This is a genomic window from Nocardia jejuensis NBRC 103114, assembly GCF_001613145.1.
Classification (GTDB): Bacteria; Actinomycetota; Actinomycetes; order Mycobacteriales; family Mycobacteriaceae; genus Nocardia; species Nocardia jejuensis.
The window spans coordinates 101,268-121,812 of the sequence record NZ_BDBU01000027.1 but is presented as its reverse complement, the minus strand read 5'-3'; the positions used below and the strand labels follow the sequence as shown (position 1 = coordinate 121,812).

The following is a 20,545-nucleotide window of genomic DNA, read 5'->3' as shown; positions in this document are numbered from 1 at the left end:
GTCGCGGGTATATAGGGTTACCGGATGCCCGAAGATCACCCCGCCCTTGCCGATGATACTCGACATGCCGAGGCCGAAGCCCTGCTCGGAACCGCGGGAGTTGCTCGGACCAAGGTCGATTCGGCATCGAGCCAGCGCGCCAGCCGTCGCTGGTGGGATGCCGACGCCGCCGCCTATCACGACACCCACGCCGACTTCCTGGGAGTGGACTCCCCCGCCGGGGAGTTCGTGTGGTGCCCCGAGGGGCTGCACGAGGGCGACTGGCACCTGCTCGGCGACGTCACGGACAAGCGAATTCTGGAGATCGGCTGCGGGTCCGCGCCGTGTTCGCGCTGGTTGGCCTCGCACGGCGCCCATCCGGTCGGACTCGACATCTCGCGGCAGATGCTCGAGCGCGGCGTGGCCGCGATGGCCGCCGGCGGACCGCGCGTGCCGCTGGTGCAGGCGGGTGCGGAGGAGTTGCCCTTCGGCGACGCGAGTTTCGATCACGCCTGCTCGGCCTTCGGCGGCGTGCCGTTCGTGGCCGATTCCGCGCGGGTGATGTCGGAGGTGGCGCGCGTGTTGAAGCCCGGCGGCCGGTGGGTGTTCTCGGTGAACCATCCGATGCGGTGGATCTTCCCCGACGATCCCGGTCCCGAGGGCCTGCGCGCGACCATCCCCTATTTCGACCGCACCCCGTACGTGGAGTTGGACGCCGAGGGCGAGCCGACCTATGTGGAGCATCACCGCACCATCGGCGACCGAGTCCGCGAGATCGTCGGCGCGGGCCTGATCCTGACCGACATCATCGAACCCGACTGGCCGGAGTGGCTGGACCGCGAATGGGGGCAGTGGAGCCCCCTGCGCGGCGAAATCTTCCCCGGCACAGCCATTTTCGTCACGGAGAAGCCGGAAGCCTGAAGCCTGAACACGGCACCCGAGAGCCGGGCCCTTCTACTTCGGTTCTCGACCAGCCTGTTTCAGTGCCAGCCTCAGCGCGTATTCGATCTGGGCGTTGATGCTGCGCAGGTCGTCCGCCGCCCATTTGGCGATGGCGTCGTGGACGCCCGGATCCAGGCGCAGCAGCACCCTTTTCGGTTCACGTTTGGCCGCTGACATCAGGCGTACAGGGAGCCGGTGTTCACGATGGGCTGGACCGCGCGGTCACCGCACAGCACCACCAGCAGGTTCGACACCATCGTCGCCTTGCGCTCCTCGTCGAGTTCGACCATGCCCTGCTCGGCGAGCCGATCCAGGGCCAGGCCGACCATGCCGACCGCGCCCTCGACGATACGGGTGCGGGCGGCGACCACCTGTGCCGCCTGCTGGCGCACCAGCATGGCCTGGGCGATCTCCGGTGCGTAGGCGAGGTGCGTGATGCGCGCCTCGATGATCTCGATACCGGCCAGTGCCGTGCGTTCACTCAGTTCGACGGTGAGCTCACTGGCGATCTCGCTGCCGTTGCGCAGGCTGACGCCGTCCGCGTCATCGGACTGGTAGGGGTGTGTGGTGGCCAGGTGCCGGACCGCGGTCTCGGCCTGGGTCTGCACGAAACCCTCGTAGTCGTCCACGGCGAAAGCGGACTTGTAGCTGTCGACCACCTGGTAGACGACCACCGCGGCGATCTCGACCGGGTTGCCGTCCGAGTCGTTGACCTTCAGCTTCTGGGTCTCGAAGTTGCGCACCCGCAACGAGATTCCGCGCCGGCTGCTGAACGGGACGATCCAGTGGAAGCCCGCCTCGTTCACCGAGCCGATGTAGTTACCGAAGAACTGCACCACCTTGGCCTGATTCGGGTTCACCACGATGAATCCGGTCAGCACCACGACGGCGGCCAGAATCGCCACAACCAGCAGGACCACGCCCACCGGTGACGCCTTGTCATCGCTCTGCGCACCGCCGATGGCCGCGATGGCGGCCACGGACAACGCGATCAGAACCAGCAGCACACCCAACATGAGAAATCCATTGAGCCGGAAGGCCCGCCGCAACTCCATGACACTCTCCTAGTATCGAAGTGATATCACGACGATAGCGCGCCGAACCGGCGTCGCCAAGCGATTTGTTCCCGGCCCCCGGCGCGCCGTCCCAGCCGGCGGCTTCGCTCACCACGTTCGCCCCGCCTGCTCGCCGTGGCGCTCGGCAAGTCCACGGCCCCGCCGCGGAATGCGCGGCGGGGAGATCGCGATGCCTGCCGATGGTCAGCCGTGCTGGATATTCCTGTTGTAGCGGAACAGGTTTCGCGGATCGTAGGTCGACTTCAGGGCGACCAGCCGGTCGTAGGCGCCGTCGTCGTAACCGGCCCGGGTCTGCTCGGCCCCGGCCTGGGCGGGGCCGCCGTAGAGGAAGTTCAGGTTGTGGCCGATCGTCCACGGCGACACCGTCTTCACGACGTCCGCCAGTCGCTCGTCGACCATCTCGGCGTTGTCGGGACCGGGCATGGCGATCGCCCGGGCGACGTATCGGGCCTGGCGGTGATCCACGGCGATGCCCGCGGATCCGCGGCGGCTCAGCGCACCGCCCAGATGCCGGAATCCGGCGATGACCGGCAGTCCCGACTCCGGGCGGGCGGCTTCGAGGAACGCGTCGGTGGCATCGGCGGGCAGGTCGGACAGCAGCGCGTTGAACGAGGTGTACGGGTGCGGCTGCGGCGGATCGCTGTGGATGGCGTGTGTGTCGAGGTAGGGCATGACCCGTAGGTCGTCGACGAGCCGGGGCCCGACGGCCCGCAGTGGCGCGACCAGCCGCTCGCCCTCCTCGGGGGATCCGGTGAAGGCGATCGCGACGGTCGCGACGTACCGCCCGCGCACGGCCTCGGGCATCTGCGGGATATCCGGGATGTCCATCATGGTGATGGCCGAGGTGAGCTGCTCCGGGACCTCACCGGTCCACAGTCGCCACGCTTCGAGCGCACGCTCGACCAGCGGCCCGTCGAAGCGGAGCTGACCACCGTAGACCGTCGTCACCGGCACCAGCTCGAGTTCGAGCGCGGTGACCACGCCGAAGTTGCCTCCGGTGCCGAGCACCGCGGCGAACAACTCGTCGCCGGGAGCCAGGCGGCGCACTCGTCCGTCGGCGGTGACCATTTCGATCGAGCGCACATGCTCTGCGGCATAACCGAATTCGCGGGCCAGCAGGCCTATGCCGCCGCCCAGGGTGTAACCCACGACCCCGACCGTGTCGGACGAGCCGTTGAGCGGCGCGAGGCCGTGCGCGACGGCCGCCTCGATCAGTGCTCCGGCCTGCACGCCGGCGGCGACCCGGGCGGTCCGGGCCGATGCGTCGATCCGGATATCGGTCATACGCCGGGTATTGATGAGCACGCCGCCCTCGGCGGGGACCGACAGCCCGTGCCCGGTCGCCTGTACAGCGACCGGAAGCCCATGGCGCGCCGCGTATTCCACGGCCGAGCGCACATCCTCGGCGTGCATCGCCCCGACGACCAGGGCGGGACGATGGCTGTACGCCGTTTGAAATCCAGCGATCTCGGCGTCGTAGCCGGTGTCGCCGGGCTGGAAGACAGGGCCGGTGGTGGCGGGCAGTTCGGGGCTGGAATGCGTCGTCTTCGTCATGTCTCCGACTCTGCTCCGCCCGGATTGATAACTCCAACAGATAGTTGTTCTCGTAGTTAGAATTATCAGTTATGGAACTGCGGCAGCTGCGCTACTTCGTCACCGTGGTCGAGGAAGCCAACTTCACCCGTGCGGCGGCCCGGCTGCATCTCGCGCAACCCGGACTCAGCGCGCAGATCAAGCAGTTGGAGAAGGAACTCGGCCAACCCCTGCTGGACAGATCGACCCGGTCGGTAAGCCTCACCCCGGTCGGCGCGGCGGTATTGCCTCTGGCCCGCGCGGCGCTGGCGGCCACCGAGCGGATCGCGCACACCGTCGACGAGTTCGCGGGCGTGCTGCGGGGGCACGTCCGCATCGGAATGATTTCCGGCGCCGCCACCGACGAACTCGATATCGCCGAGGTGCTGTCAGATTTCCACCGGGATCACCCGCAGATCGGCATCTCGCTCATCGAGGACGCCTCCGAGTCCATGTACGACGCGCTGCGGCGCGGTGAGCTCGATATCGCGCTGATCAGCTTCTCCGGGGACGAATCCGATCCGGCCGTGGCCACCGAGACGGTCTTCAGCACCGCCATCGCCGCGGCGGTGGCGTCCGAGTCCCTCGGTTTCGGCGAGCGGACAACCCTGGCCGAGCTGTGCGAGCACCCGTTGATCTCACTGCCGCGCGGCACCGGAATCCGTGCGCTGTTCGAAAAGGCATGCGCCAGAGCCGGTCTCGTTCCGAATGTGGCCTTCGAGGCCGGCGCTCCCCCGCTGCTGCTGCGATTGGCCGCGCATGATCTGGGCGTCGCGATCGTTCCCCCGATCCCCGACGAGAGCGCCGCCGAGCTCGGTGTGCGCATCGTGCCCATCGATCCGGAGCTGCGGGGTCGCCTGGCATTGGCATGGAACGCCGAGCGCCCCATCAGCCCGGCGGCGAAGGTGCTGCTGGGACAGCTACGCATTGCCCTCGAGTCGTGGAAAGCCCTGCCCCTCCCAGTTCCCGGGAACCTCACGCGGCGGGTGTGAACACCGCGCGCAGTCCCCCGTCGCGCAACGCCTGGATGCCGACGATCGCCAGCAGCACCACGCCGGTGACGATGTGTTCCACCGCGTCGCTCGTATGGTTCGGAAAACTGAACATCAGCACGTGGTCCGAGAACAGCGCCCAGACGCCGACCACGAACCCGCCGCCGATACCGGCGATCACGCAGTACCAGGCCGACCACCACTTGCGCAGCGCGGCCACCAGCGCCGGTGCGAACAGCAGCCAGCCCGCCAGCCCGTGCCAGCCGTTGTAATCCATGCCGAGCACGTTCGTGGAGGGCGCGTGATGGCCGACCGCGAAACTGGGTTCGGCGATCCATCCGACCGTCGCCCAGATCAGATGGGCGACGCCGATGACGAACACCGCCCACTGCAGAAAACTCCAGTGCGCCGGCGAGATTCGGCGCTCCCCCGTCGACTGTTCGGTCATCGTTCGGCTCCCAACCATTCGGACGACTCGTAGTACTACACAGCGTAGTTGAAATTCTTGGACATCGAACCCCTTCGATTCAAGAGACCTCATTGTTCCCTATTGTTCCCTATTGATATTACTTATAGGGATGTTTAAGGTAGTTCTCATGAACGATCGCCTGTACTCAGTGGACGAGGTCGCGGACCGCCTCGGCCTTCATGTCCGTACCGTCCGCAGCTACGTGCGGGACGGAAAACTCGCCGCCGTCCGGATCGGCAAGCAGTACCGGATCGCACACGCGGACCTGGAGGCGTTCACCGGTCTGCCGGTGCCCGACTCGCTGCGGGAAACCGTTGTCCGCCAACGTCATTCCGACGTGTCGAGCATCGTCGAGGTGGACGCGATCGACCGCACCCTGGCCGATCGCCTGATCACGCTGGTGACCGCGGCCGCACAGGGACGCGATCCGCACTCTCAGCCGATGCGAATCCAGACCGTCTACGACGCCGAGCGAGCCCGGCTCAAAATCATCATCGTCGGCGGCGTGGGCGATACCGCCCGGCTGCTGGAATACGTGGAAGGAGTGCTCGACTCATGAGCACGATCTACAAATCCGACTCGGGCGCGAACGAGATCCAGCGACGCTATCGCGAGAATCTGCGCTCCTGGCCCGTTCCCGCGCAACAGCTGCGGGTACCGACCCGCGAGGGCGAGACGTTCGTGCTGGCCTGCGGGCCGCGGGACGCCCCGCCCCTGGTGCTGCTGCACGGCTCCGGCGCGAACTCGACCACCTGGATGGGCGATATCGCTTCCTGGGCACAGGATTTCCGCACCTACTCGGTCGATCTGGTCGGCGAGCCGGGCGGCAGCGCCCCCTCGCGCCCGGTGCTGAAGTCCGAGGCGGTGGCCCTGTGGCTCGACGATGTCCTTGCCGGACTGGGAATTTCGAACACACGACTGGTCGGCATGTCCCTCGGCGGCTGGACCGCGCTGGACTACGCCGTGCGCCGCCCCGAACGAGTGCGCGAGCTGGTCCTGCTGTGCCCCGGCGGTATCGGGAAGCAGCGCTTCGGCTGGATGTTCAAGGCCCTCCTGCCGCGCCTGCTGGGGCGTAATGATCCGCGTGCTTCGGCCCGATTGGTCACCGGGCTGGACGGCCCCGAACTCGAGCCGATCCTGGAAGAAATCGCGCTCACCTTCGACCATTTCAAACCCCGCACCGAGCGTCTGCCGATCGTCACCGATGCCCAGCTGCGCGCTCTCACGATGCCCGTCCTCGTGATCGCGGGAGCTGACGACGTCATGTTCGACTCCGCCGAAACCGACCGCCGGGTAAGGCAATTCGTCCCGGATGCCACGGTCCATCTACTCCCGAACGTCGGCCATGCCATTCTCGGCCAGACCGATGTCATACTGAAGTTCCTGCAGGACAGCTGAATACGAATCGGCCCCGCACCGGCGAGCCGGTGCGGGGCCGATTCGTTGCGTGCGGCTACAGGATTCGGGACAGGAACGCCTTGGTGCGATCGTGCTGCGGGTTGGCCAGCACCTCGCGCGGGTCACCCGCCTCGACCACCACACCGCCGTCCATGAACGCGAGCTGATCGGCAACCTCACGGGCGAAACCCATTTCATGGGTGACCACGACCATGGTCATGCCCGAGGCCGCGAGCTCGCGCATGACACCGAGCACCTCGCCGACCAGTTCCGGATCCAGCGCCGAGGTCGGCTCATCGAACAGCATCAGCTTCGGATCCATGGCCAGGGCGCGTGCGATCGCGACCCGCTGCTGCTGTCCGCCGGACAGCTGCGCCGGATAGGAATCGGCCTTGTCCGCCAAGCCGACTCGCGCCAGCAGTTCCTCGGCGCGGGCGACGGCGTCGGCCTTGCGGATCTTCTTGACCTGGGTCGGCGCTTCGATCACGTTCTCCAGCACCGTGCGGTGCGGGAACAGATTGAAGTGCTGGAACACCATGCCGATATCGCGACGCTGTTTGGCGGCCTCGCGCGGATGCAGTTCGTAGAGTTTGCCATTGGCCTCGCGGTAGCCCACGAGATCACCGTCCACGTAGAGGCGGCCGGCGTTGACCACCTCCAGATGGTTGATGCAGCGCAGGAAGGTGGACTTGCCCGAGCCCGAGGGCCCGATCAGGCACAGCACCTCACCACGCTTCACCTCGAGCGAGATGCCCTTGAGCACCTGCAGCGAGCCGAAGTTCTTGCACACCCGATCCGCCCGCACCATCGGCGCGGACGGATCGGTCGCGATGGAATCGGTCGAGTCTGGTCCGATCGCCGCGCTCATACGCCCGCTCCCTCGTCCCGGCGCTGCACAGTGGCCATGGCCCGCAACTGCTTTCCGGTCAACTGCTTCGAGGAGCCGCGCGAGTAGTACCGCTCCAGATAGAACTGCCCGACCATGAGCACGCTGGTGACGATCAGGTACCAGGTGGCCGCGACCAGCAGCAGCGGAATCGGCTGGAAGTTCACGCTGTAGATATCGCGCGCCCGGCCGTACAGGTCGGTGGTGAGCGGGATCGCGGTGACCAGCGAGGTGGTCTTGAGCATGGAGATCAGCTCGTTGCCGGTGGGCGGAATGATCACCCGCATGGCCTGCGGCAGCACCGTGCGCGTCATGGTCTGCGACCAGGACATACCCAGCGCGGTGGATGCCTCACGCTGTCCCTCGCCCACGGAACCGATTCCGGCGCGGACGATTTCGGCCATGTAGGCGGCCTCGTTGAGCCCCAGGCCGACCATGGCGAAGAAGAACGGCGCGGACCAGTGCTGCACATCGAAGGAGTGGAACGACGGTCCGAAGGGCACACCGACGGTGATCGTCTTGTACAGCGCCGGGAACAGGCCCCAGAACACCAGCTGCACGTAGACCGGCGTGCCGCGGAAGATCCACAGATACGCCCAGGCGACCGAGCGCAGCACCGGATTCGGCGACAGGCGCATGACCGCGAGCAGCACACCCAGCACCACGCCGATGAACATGGCCAGCACCGTGAGTTCCAGCGTGACGACCGCGCCCTTGGCGATATTGGTGTCGCGCAGGTACTTCCAGTAGGTGTCCCAGTGATAAGCCGAATTGGTGGCCGCGCCGTAGAGGAACAGGCCCAGCGCCACCAGGATGACCGCGGCCGCGATCCACCGGCCCGGCCGTCGCAGCGGAATCGCTTTGATCGGCTCGGGCTCGGTGGTCACGACCGTCGCAGCCGAGGCTGCAGAATTATTCTCGTTCTGCGACATGAGGATCGATCAGCTCGCGCCGTTGATGACCGACTTGGTGATCGCGCCCTCCTGGACGCCCCAGTTCTCGGCGATCTTCTTGTACTGGCCGTTGTCCATCAGGTGCTGCACGGCTTCCTGCAGCACCGGCCCCAGCGCGGAGCCCTTCTTGACCGGCCAGCCGTACGGCGCCGAGTCGAAGATCTGGCCGGCGGCCTCGATGGTGTCCACGTTCTGCTTGATCGCGTACGCGGTGACCGGGGAGTCGGCGGACATGGCGTCGACCTGGCCCTGTACCAGCGCGGTGGCCGCGGCACTCTGCTCGTCGTAGGCGACCTTCACGATCTCGGGCTTACCGGCCTTCACGCAGTCGGCGCTCTTGGCGGGGATCTCGTCGGTGTCCTGAACGGTGGTGCGCTGTACCGCGACTCGCTTGCCGCAGGCATTGTTCGGATCGATCGTCTTGCCCTTCTGCTGCGCCCACTGACTGCCGGCGGAGAAGTAGGTGACGAAGTCCGCGGTCTGCTCGCGTTCCTTGTTGTCGGTGAAGGAGGACATGCCGAGGTTGTAGGTTCCGGCCTCGACGCTCGGGATGATCTTCTCGAAGTCGGCTTCCTTGAAGTCGGCCTGCAGGCCGAGCACCTTGGCGACCGCGTCCACCAGGTCCACATCGAAGCCGACGATCTTGCCGGTGCCGGGGTCCTTGTACTCGTTCGGCTGGTACGGCACGTTGACCCCGACGGTCAGCTTGCCCGAGCTCATCAACTCGTGCGGCACCTTGGCGGCGATCGAATCCACCTTCGAGACATCGACCTTGTCGACGCTGGGTGCGTCATCCGAGTTGCTGGTACACGCGGTCAGAGCCAGAGCGCCGCCCGCGACTAGGCAGGCAGCCCGCAGGGCACGCCCGCGGAGAGAGAAAACAGACACAGGTCCTCCACAATTCGGTTGCGCGACATCCGGGCGTCGCCCGCCCGTTTTGAAACTTAGGCGAGTCGAACCGTCCGTGCGGGTCGGTAACCGAACATTAATCGGCGACACGCCGTTGCGGGCCGATACACGCCCGGTTCCGGAAGTGCGCTCACCAGCGGTGCAGCCGGGCCCGCACCTGCTCGGTGAATTCGGTGGTAGATGCTAACCCACCCAAATCGGATGTGGCGACCCCGGCCCGCAACGTGTCAGTTACCGCGTGGTCGATCCGCTCGGCGGCTCGACGCAGCGCGCTGTGCGCATCGCGGTCGGCGAGTCGCCGAAGCAGCATGACCGCCGAGAGTTGCAGCGCCACCGGATTGGCCCGATTGTGCCCGGCGATGGTCGGCGCGGAACCGTGCACCGCCTGGGCCATAGCCTGGGTATCGGAGCAATTCAGTGACGGCGCCATCCCGAGCGAACCACTCAGCTCGCCCGCGAGATCGGACAGGATGTCGCCGAACAGGTTCTCGGTCACGATCACGTCGTAATCGCCGCCCGCGCGCACCAGATGCGCGGCGGCCGCGTCGACGTGCTCGTCGTTCACCTCGATATCGGGATACTCGCGCGCGACCTCGTAGCAGACGTCCCGGAACATGCCCATGGTCATCGGCAGCACATTGGCCTTGTGCACGATGGTGACCTTCTTGCGGCGCAGTCCCGCGACCGTGAACGCGATGCGCGCGATCCGCTCGATCGCCTCACGGGTGAAAACCCCTACCGCAAGGGCCATCTCGGGCGTCGGCTGGAACTCCCCCGAACCGGCGAACATATTGCGATCGGCGTACAGGCCCTCGCTGTTCTCCCGCAGGATCATCAGTTCCATCTCGGGCACGGTGGCGCGCACGCCCTCGAGCGCCCGCGCCGGACGCAGGTTGGCGTAGAGGCCGAACCGCTTGCGGACCGCGCCGCCGGGCGGCAGTCCGCGGCGATGTTCGGGCGGATAGGACGCGCTGTCGTGGGGTCCCATGATCCAGGCGTCGAGTCCCGCCAGCGCGGACAGCGTCTGCTCCGGCACCGGATCGCCGTACTCCTCGATGGCGGCATGCCCGATCAGCAGCGGCACCCATTCGATCGGCGGCAACCCCACGACCGCGAACGCGTCATCCATCACATCGCGGGTGGCTCGGACGATTTCCGGCCCGATCCCGTCACCCTCGATCAACCCCAGCCGGAGCCGGGTCTCGCTGTTGCTCATGTGAGTGATCCTCGCGCAACCGGCACGCCCCCGCGGCGGCGGCACACGCTGATGCGCCGATCGAGATCCGGCCGCCGATGATTTCGCGGCTACGGTTGTGGGTAACCGCGGTGCAGTGGCGCGTCGGCTTCGGCCTGCTCGCGCTGGGGAAGATAACCGCAGGGCCCGGTGTTGACCGGGTAAACGACCACGAGAGGACACCATGGCCACGCAGAACTTGACCGAGCAGAACTTCGACGAGATCGTGACCGCGAGCGACGTCGTACTCGTCGACTTCTGGGCATCGTGGTGCGGTCCGTGCCGCAGCTTCGCCCCGACCTTCGAGGCCTCGTCCGAGAAGCACCCCGATGTGGTGCACGGCAAGGTCGACACCGAGGCCGAGCAGGGTTTGGCCGCGGCCGCGAACATCCGGTCGATTCCGACCATCATGGCTTTCCGCGAGGGCGTGCTCGTCTTCGCGCAGCCTGGCGCCCTGCCCGCTCCCGCGCTCGAGGATCTGGTCACCCAGATCAAGGCCCTGGATATGGACGACGTCCGCAAGCAACTCGCCGAGCAGCAGGCCGAGGCCTGAGCCGCAGACGGCTCCACACACCGAGACACAAATGCGCCGCAACCGATCAGGTTGCGGCGCATTCTCTTTGGCTGGTCTAACGGTGAGTAAGCCTGTCCCGCAAGGTTTTCGCGGGACAGGGCAGCGCGAGGGTTACCGAAGCGCGCTAGTTACCGAATCGGTTGAGGCCCGCGATCATTGCGCGGACCATGGACTCGGCGCCGTCGTCGGCGATGGCAGCGCCCCAGCCGCGACGACCGTTGACCTCGCACTGCACGAAGGTGGCGGTGCCGATCCCGGTGTTGCGCTGGTGGAACTGCAGGATCTCGACCGGATAGCCCTCGTCGTAGAGCGCGGAGGTCAGCGCGGCGACGGGGCTGCCGGCCGCTGTCACGGTACGGAGGTGACCGGCGAATTCGAGGGTGGCGGTGAAATCGGCGGCGTGCCGCCTGGTCCAGTCGCCGAGCTTGATCGGGCCCGCGTGATCGCAGTAGCGATCATGGAATTCGGCGGGGCTGAGGTCGCGGCTCTCGGCCCGAAGGCTCGCGGGGGCGGCGTTGATGAACGTGTGGGTATCAATGGTGATGGTCATTGAACTAGGTCTTCCCGGCTTCTTTGTCCAGAATGGCAGTTGGGGACCAGCGCAGAAAAAGTGTCAACGGCCGCAGCGAGGGGCCGGTCCGAATCAGACCCCGCTACGGCGGAGAACTACGAGTACGCGCGCCACAGCCACCATCGCGGTGAGCGGACCAAGCGTTGCGCGGTCGCGGTCGGCGACTTCGAGCGCAGCGCTGCGGCTGTAGGCGGGATTCGGCACGGCACCGAGCATAAGGGCATACCCACGCATTGGCAACCATATTCGCAATCGACCCACGAGTAACTTTGCCGCAGGTCACCTGGTGTGCGGATGCTTCCATAACAGTGCTCTGGGCCACAGCGGGCAAATCTCACCGGAGCGTCGATCGAACTGTTCGTGAACAGCCCGGTCACCGACATCCCGGACCAACCGGACACACCCATCGACACGCCGAATTCGGTCGGCCGAATCGGTGCCGGAACATCTGGCTACGTCCGAATCTCTCCGGACGAATTCGGGGCCAACATTGTGTGAATCGGCGCGTCGCGATCTTCACGCCGCGCGTGTCGGCTCGTACCCGAGGCGGCTCACAGCTTTGTTCACCGCGTCGGTGTGTCGCAACGCACCCGCATTCGCTCGCGTCGAATTCGAACTCGCGCCGAATTCGCGGCACCAGAGACAGTTCCACGATCCGCGCCGCCCGCAGGGTCACCGATCCGCACCGCCCGCAGGATCACCGATCCGACCCTCGCCCCGACGGCCGCATCACGCCGCACCCCCCGCCCGGCGCATCCGCTGCTCCATGCACGAAGCCGCCCGCGCCGATGCGGCGCGGGCGGCTCTCCTCACAGGTCCCGGAGCCTGCGTCGCCCCGGGACCACCTCGTCAGTGTGCGGCGGAGTCCCAGCTGCGGCCGACGCCGACCGAGACCTCGAGCGGCACCGAGAGTTCGATCGCGTTCGACATGTGCTCGCGGGCAAGGGCTTCGAGCTGCTCCCGCTCCCCCTCGGCGACCTCGAAGATGAGCTCGTCGTGTACCTGCAGCAGCATTCGGGACTTCAGTCCGGACGCCTGGATGGCACGCTGCGTGTCGATCATGGCCACCTTGATGATGTCGGCGGCCGTGCCCTGGATCGGGGCGTTGAGCGCCATCCGCTCGGCGGCCTCGCGGCGCTGGCGGTTGCTCGAATCCAGATCGGGCAGATAGCGGCGGCGGCCGAACAGGGTCGAGGTGTAGCCGACCTTGCGCGCCTCGTCCACGGCATCGTGCAGATAGTCGCGAATCGCGCCGAATCGGGAGAAGTAGATGTCCATCTGGACCTTCGCCTCTTCGGCGCTGATCTTGAGTTGCTGCGACAGGCCGTACGCGGAAAGTCCGTACGCCAGGCCGTAGGACATCGCCTTGATGCGGCGGCGCAATTCCGGATCGACATCGGAAATCGGAATGTCGAAGGCCTTGGAGGCGACGAAATTGTGCAGATCCTCGCCGGAGTTGAACGCCTCGATCAGGCCCTCGTCCTTGGACAGGTGCGCCATGATCCGCATTTCGATCTGGCTGTAATCCGCGGTCATCAGCGATTCGAAGCCCGGGCCGACCACGAAGGTGTCGCGAATACGGCGGCCGGTGTCGGTGCGGATCGGGATGTTCTGCAGGTTCGGCTCGGTGGAGGAGAGCCGGCCCGTCGCCGCGACGGTCTGATTGAAGGTGGTGTGGATGCGGCCGTCGTCGGCGATCGACTTGAGCAGCCCGTCCACGGTCACCTTCAGGCGGGTGGCGTCGCGGTGTTCGAGCAGATGCTGCAGGAACGGGTGCTCGGTCTTCTCGTACAGGCTCTCGAGCGCGTCCGCGTCGGTGGTGTAGCCGGTCTTGGTGCGCTTGGTCTTGGGCATGTCGAGCTCGTCGAACAGCACCACCTGCAGCTGCTTGGGCGAGCCGAGGTTGATCTGCTTGCCGATCACCTCGTACGCGGCGTTGGCGGCCTCGCCAACCCGGTCGGCGAACTGACGCTGCAACTCCTCGAGCTGAGCCGCGTCCACCGCGATGCCGGCGACCTCCAGATCGGCGAGCACGCTCTGCAGGGGCAGTTCCATATCGTCGAGCAACGCGGTGGACTCGATGCGGCGCAGTTCCTCGTCGAAGGCTTCCGCGAGGTCGGAAACCGCTCGGGCGCGCAGCATTTCGGCGTTGGCGACCTCGGCGTCGACCTGGTCCTCGTCATCGAGCAGGGACAGCTGGGCCTCGCCGACATCGTCCACCCGCAGCTCGCGCTTGAGGTAGCGCAGCGACAGGTCGTCCAGGTTGAAGGTGCGCTGGCCCGGCAGCACCAGGTAGGCCGCGATCGCGGTGTCGCTGGTGAGCCCGCCCAGCTGCCAGCCGCGCCCGCGCAGCGCGTGCATGGCGGACTTGGCCTCGTGCAACGCCTTCGGGGTCTGCGGATCCGCCAGCCATGCGCCGAGGGCCTTCTCGTCCTCCGGCGTCAGGCCGTGCACATCGAGGTAACCGCCCTCGCCGTCGGCGGCCGCGAGCGCGATGGCCTGCACGTCGCCGTGGATGGCCGAACCGTTGCCCACCACCGAGACACCGTGCCGCTCACCGGCTCCGGCGTGTTCGACCAGCCAGTTCCCGACCGATCCGGGGGCGATCGCCGCACCGCTGATCTCGAAGCCGGACTCCGCCTCGGGGGCCACCGGGGCCAGGGTGTCGAAGAGCCGGTCGCGCAGCACGCGGAACTCGAGTTCGTCGAACAGGGCGTGGATCTTCTCCCGATCCCACGGCTGCACCGCGAGCTGTTCCGGGGTGTAGGGCAGCGACATGTCCCGCACCATCTCGGTGAGCTGGCGGTTGAGGACCACGGCGGACAGGTTGGCGCGCAAGGCATCTCCGACCTTGCCCTTGACCGTGTCCACCCGGTCCACCAGGGCGTTCAGATCGCCGTACTCGCGGATCCACTTGGTCGCGGTCTTCTCCCCCACGCCCGGGATGCCGGGCAGATTGTCACTCGGGTCACCGCGCAGAGCCGCGAAATCCGGGTACTGCGCCGGAGTCAGGCCGTACTTCTCCTCCACCGCCGCCGGGGTGAACCTGGTCAGCTCCGAGACGCCCTTCTTCGGGTAGAGCACGGTGACGTTGTCGTTCACCAGCTGCAGCGAGTCACGGTCACCCGTCACGATCAGCACCCGGAACCCCTCGGGCACCGCCTGGGTGGCGAGGGTCGCGATGATGTCGTCGGCCTCGAAGCCCTCGATCGCCATCACCGGAATGCCCAGCGCGCCCAGCACTTCCTGGGTGGTCTCCACCTGCCCGCGGAATTCGTCCGGGGTCGAGATGCGGTTCGCCTTGTACTCCGGATACGCCTCGGCGCGGAACGTCTTGCGGTTCACGTCGAACGCCGCCGCCACATGCGTGGGCTTCTCGTCCCGCATGAGGTTGATCAGCATCGAGGTGAAGCCGTAGACGGCGTTCGTGGTCTGCCCACTCGCCGTCTTGAAGTTCTCCGCGGGCAATGCGTAGAACGCTCGATACGCGAGCGAATGCCCGTCCAGCAGCAGCAGCGTCGGCTGCTCACCGGAGGAGCCGGGGGCGGTAGGGGCGGACACGGCACTCGGACGCTGATCGGTAGAGGCAGGGGTCACGCGAGAGAGTCTAGGGAGCCGCACCGACATCCGTGAGCAGCGGGCATACTCCGCACGTCGCCGCAGGTCACCGAAACCGATTTCATCATGGCCGCGACACCTGGTAGCGTGATCGTTCGCAAAGGGGCGTAGCTCAATTGGCAGAGCAGCCGTCTCCAAAGCGGCAGGTTGCAGGTTCAATTCCTGTCGCCCCTGCAGAAGGCTTCGGGCCGGTCATCCTCGGATGACCGGCCCGAATGCTTTTCACGTGGGTCGCCCCGAATGCTTTTCACCCGGGTAGCTCAGACGGCGACCGCGACCGGCTTTCGGGGTGGAGTCACGCGGGTCAGGACGACGCTGGCCGCGAGGATCCAGAGCATGCCGGTGAATCTGCCGATCGGCAGAATGACGGCCAGGTCGAGGGTGAACAGGGACAGCAGGGACAGGCCCTCGATCGCGGCCACCACCAGTCCCGACAGGGCGAGGGCGCGGGAGTGGCCGGACAGCAGCAGGCTGATGCTGACACCACCGATGAGCAGGGCCAGGGACACGATGAAACCCGGTGCGCCCATGGCGAATTGCAGATCGCGCAGGGCCGCTGCCGCGCTCGGCTCCGGTGCGCGGCTGATCGCCCAGCCCAGCAGTCCGGTGAGCATGCCGGTCACGGCTGCCAGGATTCCGCCGACGAGGGCGATGGTGGCGCCGGGTGGATCATCGGCCAGGATGCGGACCCGATGGTGCACGGTCGCGGTCCACACGCCCAGCTGCAGCGCCGCCGGAACGAACAGCAGGCCGCTGAGCCGGAGCAGGTCGCGGTGGTCGGCCACGTACGCGTAGAACTCCGCCGTGGAGGCGTCCGGGCGTGGAATGCGGGCGGACAGCGCGATCGCGGCGATCGTGAATCCGGCGAATGCGAATGCGGGCAGCAGCGGGGGCAGACTACCCGGCGCTCGACGAGCCATGGGAACTCCGAAAGTAGGCGGGGACAAGTGCTTTCGGATCTGAACCTAGGCGCGGCGGGCACCCGCGCACGTCCGCCCGCAGCCGTAGACCCGGCTACGTCGCCACGCGTATCGCGGTGCGATGCACCGACTCCCGGGTCACCGCCCGGCGCGAGACCGCCGACGGTCGGGTAGGCACCGCGTAGGGGTCTGTCAGCGCGTAGCGAGCGAGAGTTGCCCCGCTGACCTCTCGACGCGGACACGACGTCCCCGGCCGAATACACCGCGAGCGCTGTGGCGGGTCACCCGTGGGTGTCCGCGCACAGCGCTCGCGGTCGTGCCTCGCGATCGGACCGCAGGATCGCGCTCGGTGCGGGTCAGCCCACGCCGAGGTAGGCGGATTTGACCGCCGGGTCGTGCAGGAGTTCACGACCGGGTCCGGTCTTGGTGACCTCGCCGGTCTCCAGGATGTAGGCGCGGTCACTGCGGGTCAGGGCCTGCTGGGCGTTCTGTTCGACCAGCAGGACCGTGGTGCCCTGGGCGTTGATGTCGGCGATGATCCGGAAGATCTGCTGAATCACCATGGGAGCCAAGCCCATCGACGGTTCGTCCAGCAGCAGCAGCTTGGGACGTGCCATCAGCGAGCGGGCGATGGCGACCATCTGCTGTTCACCGCCTGAGAGGGTGCCGCCGACCTGCGTGCGCCGCTCCTGCACCCGGGGGAAGAGGCCGAAGACCCACTCCAGAGTGCTGTTGTAGGCCGCCTTGTCCTTGAAAGTGCGCGAGTAGCAACCCATGTCGAGGTTTTCCTGGACGGTCATGCCCGGGAACACCCCGCGCCCCTCGGGAGTCTGGATGAGCCCCAAACCGACTCGTTCGTGCGCCTTCATCCGAGTGATGTCGTTGCCCTCGAACAGAATCCGGCCCCTGGTCAGCGGGAGCAGACCCGACAGCGCGCGCATGGTGGTGGTTTTCCCCGCGCCGTTCGCGCCGAGCAGGGTCACCAACTCCCCCTCCGCCACCGACAGTGAGATCCCGTGCAGTGCTTCGATTCTCCCGTAGTTGACCACGAGGTCCTCGACCTCGAGGAGCGGGGTGGAGCTCGTACCGGCGGACGGCGTCTTGTCCAGCGATGTCATCGGGTTTCACCCACTTCCTCGTCGGGCACGCCGAGATAGGCGGCGATCACCTTGGGATCCTCGCGGATCTCGGCGGGCAGGCCGTCCGCGATCTTGCGGCCGAACTCCAGCACCACGACACGATCGGTCACGCCCATGACCAGGCGCATATCGTGCTCGATCAGCAATACGGTGAACCCGTCGTTGCGAATCTTGCGGATCAGATCCATGAGCGCCGACTTCTCGCTCGGATTGAATCCGGCCGCCGGTTCGTCCAGGCACAGCAGCTTGGGCTCGGTCGCCAGCGCACGCGCGATCTCGAGCCGGCGCTGCTCGCCGTAGGAGAGATTGCGCGCCTTCTCCACCGCTCGCGGTGCGATACCCACGAATTCCAGTAGCGCCATGCCCCTTTCGATGGCGTCGTGTTCCTCACGGCGGTGCCGGGCGGTGCGGAAGACGGCTCCGGGGACCGAGGTTTTGTGCCGCGCGTCCGCGCCCACCACCACGTTCTCCAGCGCGGTCATCTCGGCGAAGAGCCTGATGTTCTGGAAGGTGCGGGCGATGCCGAGCCGGGTGATCTCGTTGCGCTTGGACTTGGTGAGCGGCTTGCCGTCGAAGTACACGGTGCCGCTCGCCGGGCGGTACACGCCGGTGATGGCGTTGAAGCAGGTCGTCTTGCCCGCGCCGTTGGGTCCGATCAGGCCCAGGATCTCGCCGCGCCGAATGTCGAAGGTGACCCCGTCCAGCGCGGTGAGACCGCCGAATTTGACCGTGAGCCCATCGGTGCGCAGCAGCGGCTCGCCGACGGCGGTCTCGATATCACGATGCGGCGCAACGACTTCCGCGACCGCCTCGGGATCCTTCAGCTCCGGCAGCACCTCGGTCAGGTCGAGCGTGCCCGCGCTGGCTTCCTCGGCCGGGGGTTGATAACCCGCGGCCATGTCCTCGTTGTCGAACAGGGCTCCGCCGGGTCCGGTCATCGCTCCGCTCCCGTCGTCGCGTCGGTGGCCGGCACCCGGCGCACGGCGCGGGTGATCTGCCTGCCATAGGCCAGCAGTTTCTGGCGGACCGGGAACAGACCCTGGGGCCGGAACACCATGATCACCACCAGAACCACGCCGAAGAAAAGGTATTTGTAGTCGCCGAGGGACTGATCGTCGATCCGCACCGACATCAGCCGGTTGGGCAGGTACACGATCAGGAACGCACCGACGATCACGCCCAGCTTGTTGCCCTGGCCGCCGATCACCACCGCGCACAGGAACAGCATCGAGTTGATGATGTTGAACCCGGTCGGGTTGATGAACTGCACCTGGCCGGCGTACAGCGCACCGGACATGCCGCCGATGCCCGCGCCGATCATGAACGCCCACAGTTTGAACTTGTAGGTGGGCACACCCATCATCTCGGCGGCGTCTTCGTCCTCACGGATGGCGACCCAGGCGCGGCCGACCCGGCTGCGCTCCAGATTGCCGACCACGAGCAGCACGACGATCACCATCACCATGCCGATCCAGAACCACCAGACTCCGGAGTTGGCCCGGTCCAACGGGTTCCAGGTGCTCCGGTCGCCCAGATTGCCGGAGGAGAAATACCCGGTCGGATGGGCGTCGGACTCCCCGACGCGCGGATAGGCGATACCGGAGAGTCCGAGACTGCCATTGGTGATGTCGCCGAGATTGTCCGCGAGCAGACGCACGATCTCACCGAAGCCGAGGGTCACGATGGCCAGGTAGTCACCGCGCAGCCGCAGCGTGGGCGTGCCCAGGATCAGGCCGGAGATCGCGGTGACGATGATCGCGATCGGCACGCAGACCAGCCACGCCCAGCTGGGCGAGAGCCAGCCACCGTCGGTCTGGTTCCACGGACTGTTGGGACTGGTGAGCAAGCCGACCGAATACGCGCCGACCGCGTAGAAGCCGACGTATCCCAGATCGAGCAGACCCGCCTGTCCGACAACGACATTCAGGCCGATAGCGATCAGCGCGGTCATGGCGAACTGCGCCATGACACCACCGAAGCTGGTGCCGGGTGTGTCCAGGAGCGGAACTCGGAACAGCGGCAGTACCGCCAGTATCAAGATGGCCGGTACGCCGACACCCCACTGTGCGGGTCGCGACAATCCGTTCCACCAGTTGCGCAGGCCATCTCCGATGCCGCGACCGCGCGCCTTCTCCGGGCCGAAGTCCTGCTTCCAGGCCGGTGGCAGAATGCCACCCTTCTCCGGTCTCGGTGATCGAGCCATGTCGGTCATACCCGCGCCCTCCCCAGGCTCTCACCGAGAATGCCGGTGGGGCGGAACATCAGCACGGTCACCAGCAGCACGAAGGCCACCACGTCACGCCACTGCGTACCGAACAGGATCTGCCCGTAATTCTCCGCCAGCCCGAGGATCAATCCACCCAGCAGCGCACCGCGCAGATTGCCGATGCCACCCAGGACCGCGGCGCTGAATGCCTTGATACCGAGGATGAATCCGCCGGAGTAGATGATGCCGTTGGGGATCTTCAGGGTGTAGAGCAGCGCGGCGGCGCCCGCGAGCAGGCCGCCGAGCAGGAAGGTCAGCATGATGATCCGTTCCCGCGAGACGCCCATCAGCGTCGCGGTGTCCGGATCCTGCGCGACCGCGCGGATGCCGCGGCCGAATTTCGTTCTGTTGATCAGGATTTCGGTCGCGGCCGCCAGGATCACCGCCGCGACGATGATCACGATGGTCACGTTGGTGACCGACGCGCCGAAGATGGTGAACTGTTCGGTGGGCCGCACCAGCATGATCGGCTGCTGGGCGTTGGTGCCGCCCAGATTCTCCGAGACGCTGGGCAGGGCGTCGTGCAGGTGCAAAGCGGGCCAGATCTTCGGCAGCACGTAGTGCACGAATTCCTGGAGCACGAACGACATTCCGATCGCGGTGATCAGGAAGATCAGGGGTTTCGCCCCGCGCCTGCGCAGCGGGCGATAGGCGACGCGTTCCAGCCCCACCGCCGTGGCTCCCGACACGGCCATGCCGAACAGCATCGCCGCGCCCAGATACACGATGGTGAGAACGACACCCGCCGAATACGCGTTTCCGCTGGGCCCGAAGCCCAGCAGCATGAGGGCCACGTACTGACCGAACATGCCCACCATGAATATTTCCGAATGGGCGAAGTTGATCAGCCGGAGCACACCGTAAACGAGCGTGTAACCGACGGCGACCAAAGCGTAGATCGAGCCATATGCCAAGCCGTCCACGGTAAGTCGCCAGAATTGGTCGACCACGCCCGAGACGTTGAATTCGATGGACCCGTTCGCTAATAGGGCCACACCGTCCAATGCGGGTGAAGACATTCGTCACTTTCGCCGTCGAGGAAGCGGC

Annotated in this window: 20 protein-coding genes and 1 tRNA gene; 6 read left to right on the top strand and 15 right to left on the bottom strand. The window is 66.6% G+C overall.

Features of this window, described 5'->3' with window-relative positions; translation table 11 throughout:
* Nucleotides 1–24: 24 nt before the first annotated feature.
* Nucleotides 25–900 (top strand): class I SAM-dependent methyltransferase, encoded by an 876-nt coding sequence (locus tag NJ1_RS22135; RefSeq protein WP_067697467.1) that lies wholly within the window; start codon nucleotides 25–27, stop codon nucleotides 898–900.
* Nucleotides 901–933: 33 nt separating this feature from the next.
* On the opposite strand, the gene NJ1_RS39770 is transcribed toward NJ1_RS22135, so the two are convergent.
* The 3 genes from NJ1_RS39770 to NJ1_RS22125 all read right to left on the bottom strand — a co-directional run bounded on the left by NJ1_RS39770 (nucleotide 934) and on the right by NJ1_RS22125 (nucleotide 3,551).
* Nucleotides 934–1,098, bottom strand: a complete 165-nt coding sequence (locus tag NJ1_RS39770) for a type II toxin-antitoxin system antitoxin (RefSeq protein ID WP_169813180.1) — start codon at nucleotides 1,096–1,098, stop codon at nucleotides 934–936.
* Nucleotides 1,098–1,976 carry an SPFH domain-containing protein gene (locus NJ1_RS22130; protein WP_067697465.1) on the bottom strand — a complete coding sequence of 293 codons (879 nt, stop codon included), beginning with the start codon at nucleotides 1,974–1,976 and terminating at the stop codon, nucleotides 1,098–1,100. The genes NJ1_RS39770 and NJ1_RS22130 overlap by 1 nt, the downstream gene beginning before the upstream one ends.
* A 204-nt stretch (nucleotides 1,977–2,180) precedes the next feature.
* Nucleotides 2,181–3,551 carry an FAD-binding oxidoreductase gene (locus NJ1_RS22125; protein ID WP_067697463.1) on the bottom strand — a complete coding sequence of 457 codons (1,371 nt, stop codon included), beginning with the start codon at nucleotides 3,549–3,551 and terminating at the stop codon, nucleotides 2,181–2,183.
* A gap of 71 nt (nucleotides 3,552–3,622) precedes the next feature.
* On the opposite strand from NJ1_RS22125, the gene NJ1_RS22120 reads away from it, so the two are divergent.
* Nucleotides 3,623–4,561 carry a LysR family transcriptional regulator gene (locus NJ1_RS22120; RefSeq protein WP_067697460.1) on the top strand — a complete coding sequence of 313 codons (939 nt, stop codon included), beginning with the start codon at nucleotides 3,623–3,625 and terminating at the stop codon, nucleotides 4,559–4,561.
* Here the strand turns inward: NJ1_RS22120 and NJ1_RS22115 are convergent.
* Nucleotides 4,545–5,009: a DUF4383 domain-containing protein gene (locus NJ1_RS22115; RefSeq protein WP_067697458.1), complete on the bottom strand. Its 465-nt coding sequence runs from the start codon at nucleotides 5,007–5,009 to the stop codon at nucleotides 4,545–4,547. The genes NJ1_RS22120 and NJ1_RS22115 overlap by 17 nt on opposite strands.
* Nucleotides 5,010–5,157: 148 nt before the next feature.
* On the opposite strand from NJ1_RS22115, the gene NJ1_RS22110 reads away from it, so the two are divergent.
* Together NJ1_RS22110 and NJ1_RS22105 are read left to right on the top strand one after the other, a co-directional pair.
* On the top strand, nucleotides 5,158–5,589 hold the full coding sequence (locus NJ1_RS22110; protein ID WP_067697456.1) for a helix-turn-helix domain-containing protein: 432 nt from the start codon (nucleotides 5,158–5,160) through the stop codon (nucleotides 5,587–5,589).
* On the top strand, nucleotides 5,586–6,428 hold the full coding sequence (locus tag NJ1_RS22105; protein ID WP_067697455.1) for an alpha/beta fold hydrolase: 843 nt from the start codon (nucleotides 5,586–5,588) through the stop codon (nucleotides 6,426–6,428). The genes NJ1_RS22110 and NJ1_RS22105 overlap by 4 nt, the downstream gene beginning before the upstream one ends.
* Nucleotides 6,429–6,483: 55 nt before the next feature.
* Here the strand turns inward: NJ1_RS22105 and NJ1_RS22100 are convergent, their stop codons facing one another.
* From NJ1_RS22100 to NJ1_RS22085, 4 genes are all read right to left on the bottom strand, one after another.
* Complete coding sequence (locus tag NJ1_RS22100) at nucleotides 6,484–7,296, bottom strand: amino acid ABC transporter ATP-binding protein (RefSeq protein WP_067697454.1); 813 nt, start codon at nucleotides 7,294–7,296, stop codon at nucleotides 6,484–6,486.
* Nucleotides 7,293–8,246, bottom strand: coding sequence for an amino acid ABC transporter permease (locus NJ1_RS22095; protein WP_067697453.1), 954 nt, complete (start codon nucleotides 8,244–8,246; stop codon nucleotides 7,293–7,295). Before NJ1_RS22095 ends, NJ1_RS22100 begins: the two co-directional genes overlap by 4 nt.
* Before the next feature lie 9 nt (nucleotides 8,247–8,255).
* The gene (locus NJ1_RS22090; RefSeq protein WP_174557106.1) at nucleotides 8,256–9,155 is read right to left on the bottom strand and encodes an ABC transporter substrate-binding protein; all 900 of its coding nucleotides are present in this window, start codon (nucleotides 9,153–9,155) and stop codon (nucleotides 8,256–8,258) included.
* A gap of 151 nt (nucleotides 9,156–9,306) precedes the next feature.
* A complete protein-coding gene (locus NJ1_RS22085) occupies nucleotides 9,307–10,392 on the bottom strand; it encodes an isocitrate/isopropylmalate dehydrogenase family protein (protein ID WP_067697452.1) in 1,086 nt (361 codons plus the stop codon).
* Nucleotides 10,393–10,594: 202 nt separating this feature from the next.
* On the opposite strand from NJ1_RS22085, the gene trxA reads away from it, so the two are divergent.
* Entirely contained in the window at nucleotides 10,595–10,963 is a 369-nt protein-coding gene (gene trxA, locus NJ1_RS22080; protein ID WP_067697451.1) for a thioredoxin, read from the top strand.
* A gap of 145 nt (nucleotides 10,964–11,108) precedes the next feature.
* Here trxA and NJ1_RS22075 read toward each other — a convergent pair whose 3' ends face one another.
* Together NJ1_RS22075 and polA are read right to left on the bottom strand one after the other, a co-directional pair.
* On the bottom strand, nucleotides 11,109–11,534 hold the full coding sequence (locus NJ1_RS22075; RefSeq protein WP_067697450.1) for a 2-isopropylmalate synthase: 426 nt from the start codon (nucleotides 11,532–11,534) through the stop codon (nucleotides 11,109–11,111).
* Between the two features lie 870 nt (nucleotides 11,535–12,404).
* Nucleotides 12,405–15,182: a DNA polymerase I gene (gene polA / locus NJ1_RS22070; RefSeq protein ID WP_084478608.1), complete on the bottom strand. Its 2,778-nt coding sequence runs from the start codon at nucleotides 15,180–15,182 to the stop codon at nucleotides 12,405–12,407.
* Nucleotides 15,183–15,274: 92 nt separating this feature from the next.
* Here polA and NJ1_RS22065 point away from each other — a divergent pair.
* Nucleotides 15,275–15,347, top strand: a tRNA-Trp gene (locus NJ1_RS22065).
* Nucleotides 15,348–15,433: 86 nt separating this feature from the next.
* Here the strand turns inward: NJ1_RS22065 and NJ1_RS22060 are convergent.
* The 5 genes from NJ1_RS22060 to NJ1_RS22040 all read right to left on the bottom strand — a co-directional run bounded on the left by NJ1_RS22060 (nucleotide 15,434) and on the right by NJ1_RS22040 (nucleotide 20,517).
* Nucleotides 15,434–16,093: a hypothetical protein gene (locus tag NJ1_RS22060; RefSeq protein WP_067697448.1), complete on the bottom strand. Its 660-nt coding sequence runs from the start codon at nucleotides 16,091–16,093 to the stop codon at nucleotides 15,434–15,436.
* A 356-nt stretch (nucleotides 16,094–16,449) separates the two neighbouring features.
* Entirely contained in the window at nucleotides 16,450–17,211 is a 762-nt protein-coding gene (locus NJ1_RS22055; RefSeq protein WP_067697446.1) for an ABC transporter ATP-binding protein, read from the bottom strand.
* Complete coding sequence (locus NJ1_RS22050) at nucleotides 17,208–18,170, bottom strand: ABC transporter ATP-binding protein (protein WP_067697444.1); 963 nt, start codon at nucleotides 18,168–18,170, stop codon at nucleotides 17,208–17,210. Before NJ1_RS22050 ends, NJ1_RS22055 begins: the two co-directional genes overlap by 4 nt.
* Complete coding sequence (locus tag NJ1_RS22045) at nucleotides 18,167–19,444, bottom strand: branched-chain amino acid ABC transporter permease (RefSeq protein WP_084478607.1); 1,278 nt, start codon at nucleotides 19,442–19,444, stop codon at nucleotides 18,167–18,169. Before NJ1_RS22045 ends, NJ1_RS22050 begins: the two co-directional genes overlap by 4 nt.
* Complete coding sequence (locus tag NJ1_RS22040; RefSeq protein WP_067697442.1) at nucleotides 19,441–20,517, bottom strand: branched-chain amino acid ABC transporter permease; 1,077 nt, start codon at nucleotides 20,515–20,517, stop codon at nucleotides 19,441–19,443. Before NJ1_RS22040 ends, NJ1_RS22045 begins: the two co-directional genes overlap by 4 nt.
* Nucleotides 20,518–20,545 lie beyond the last annotated feature (28 nt).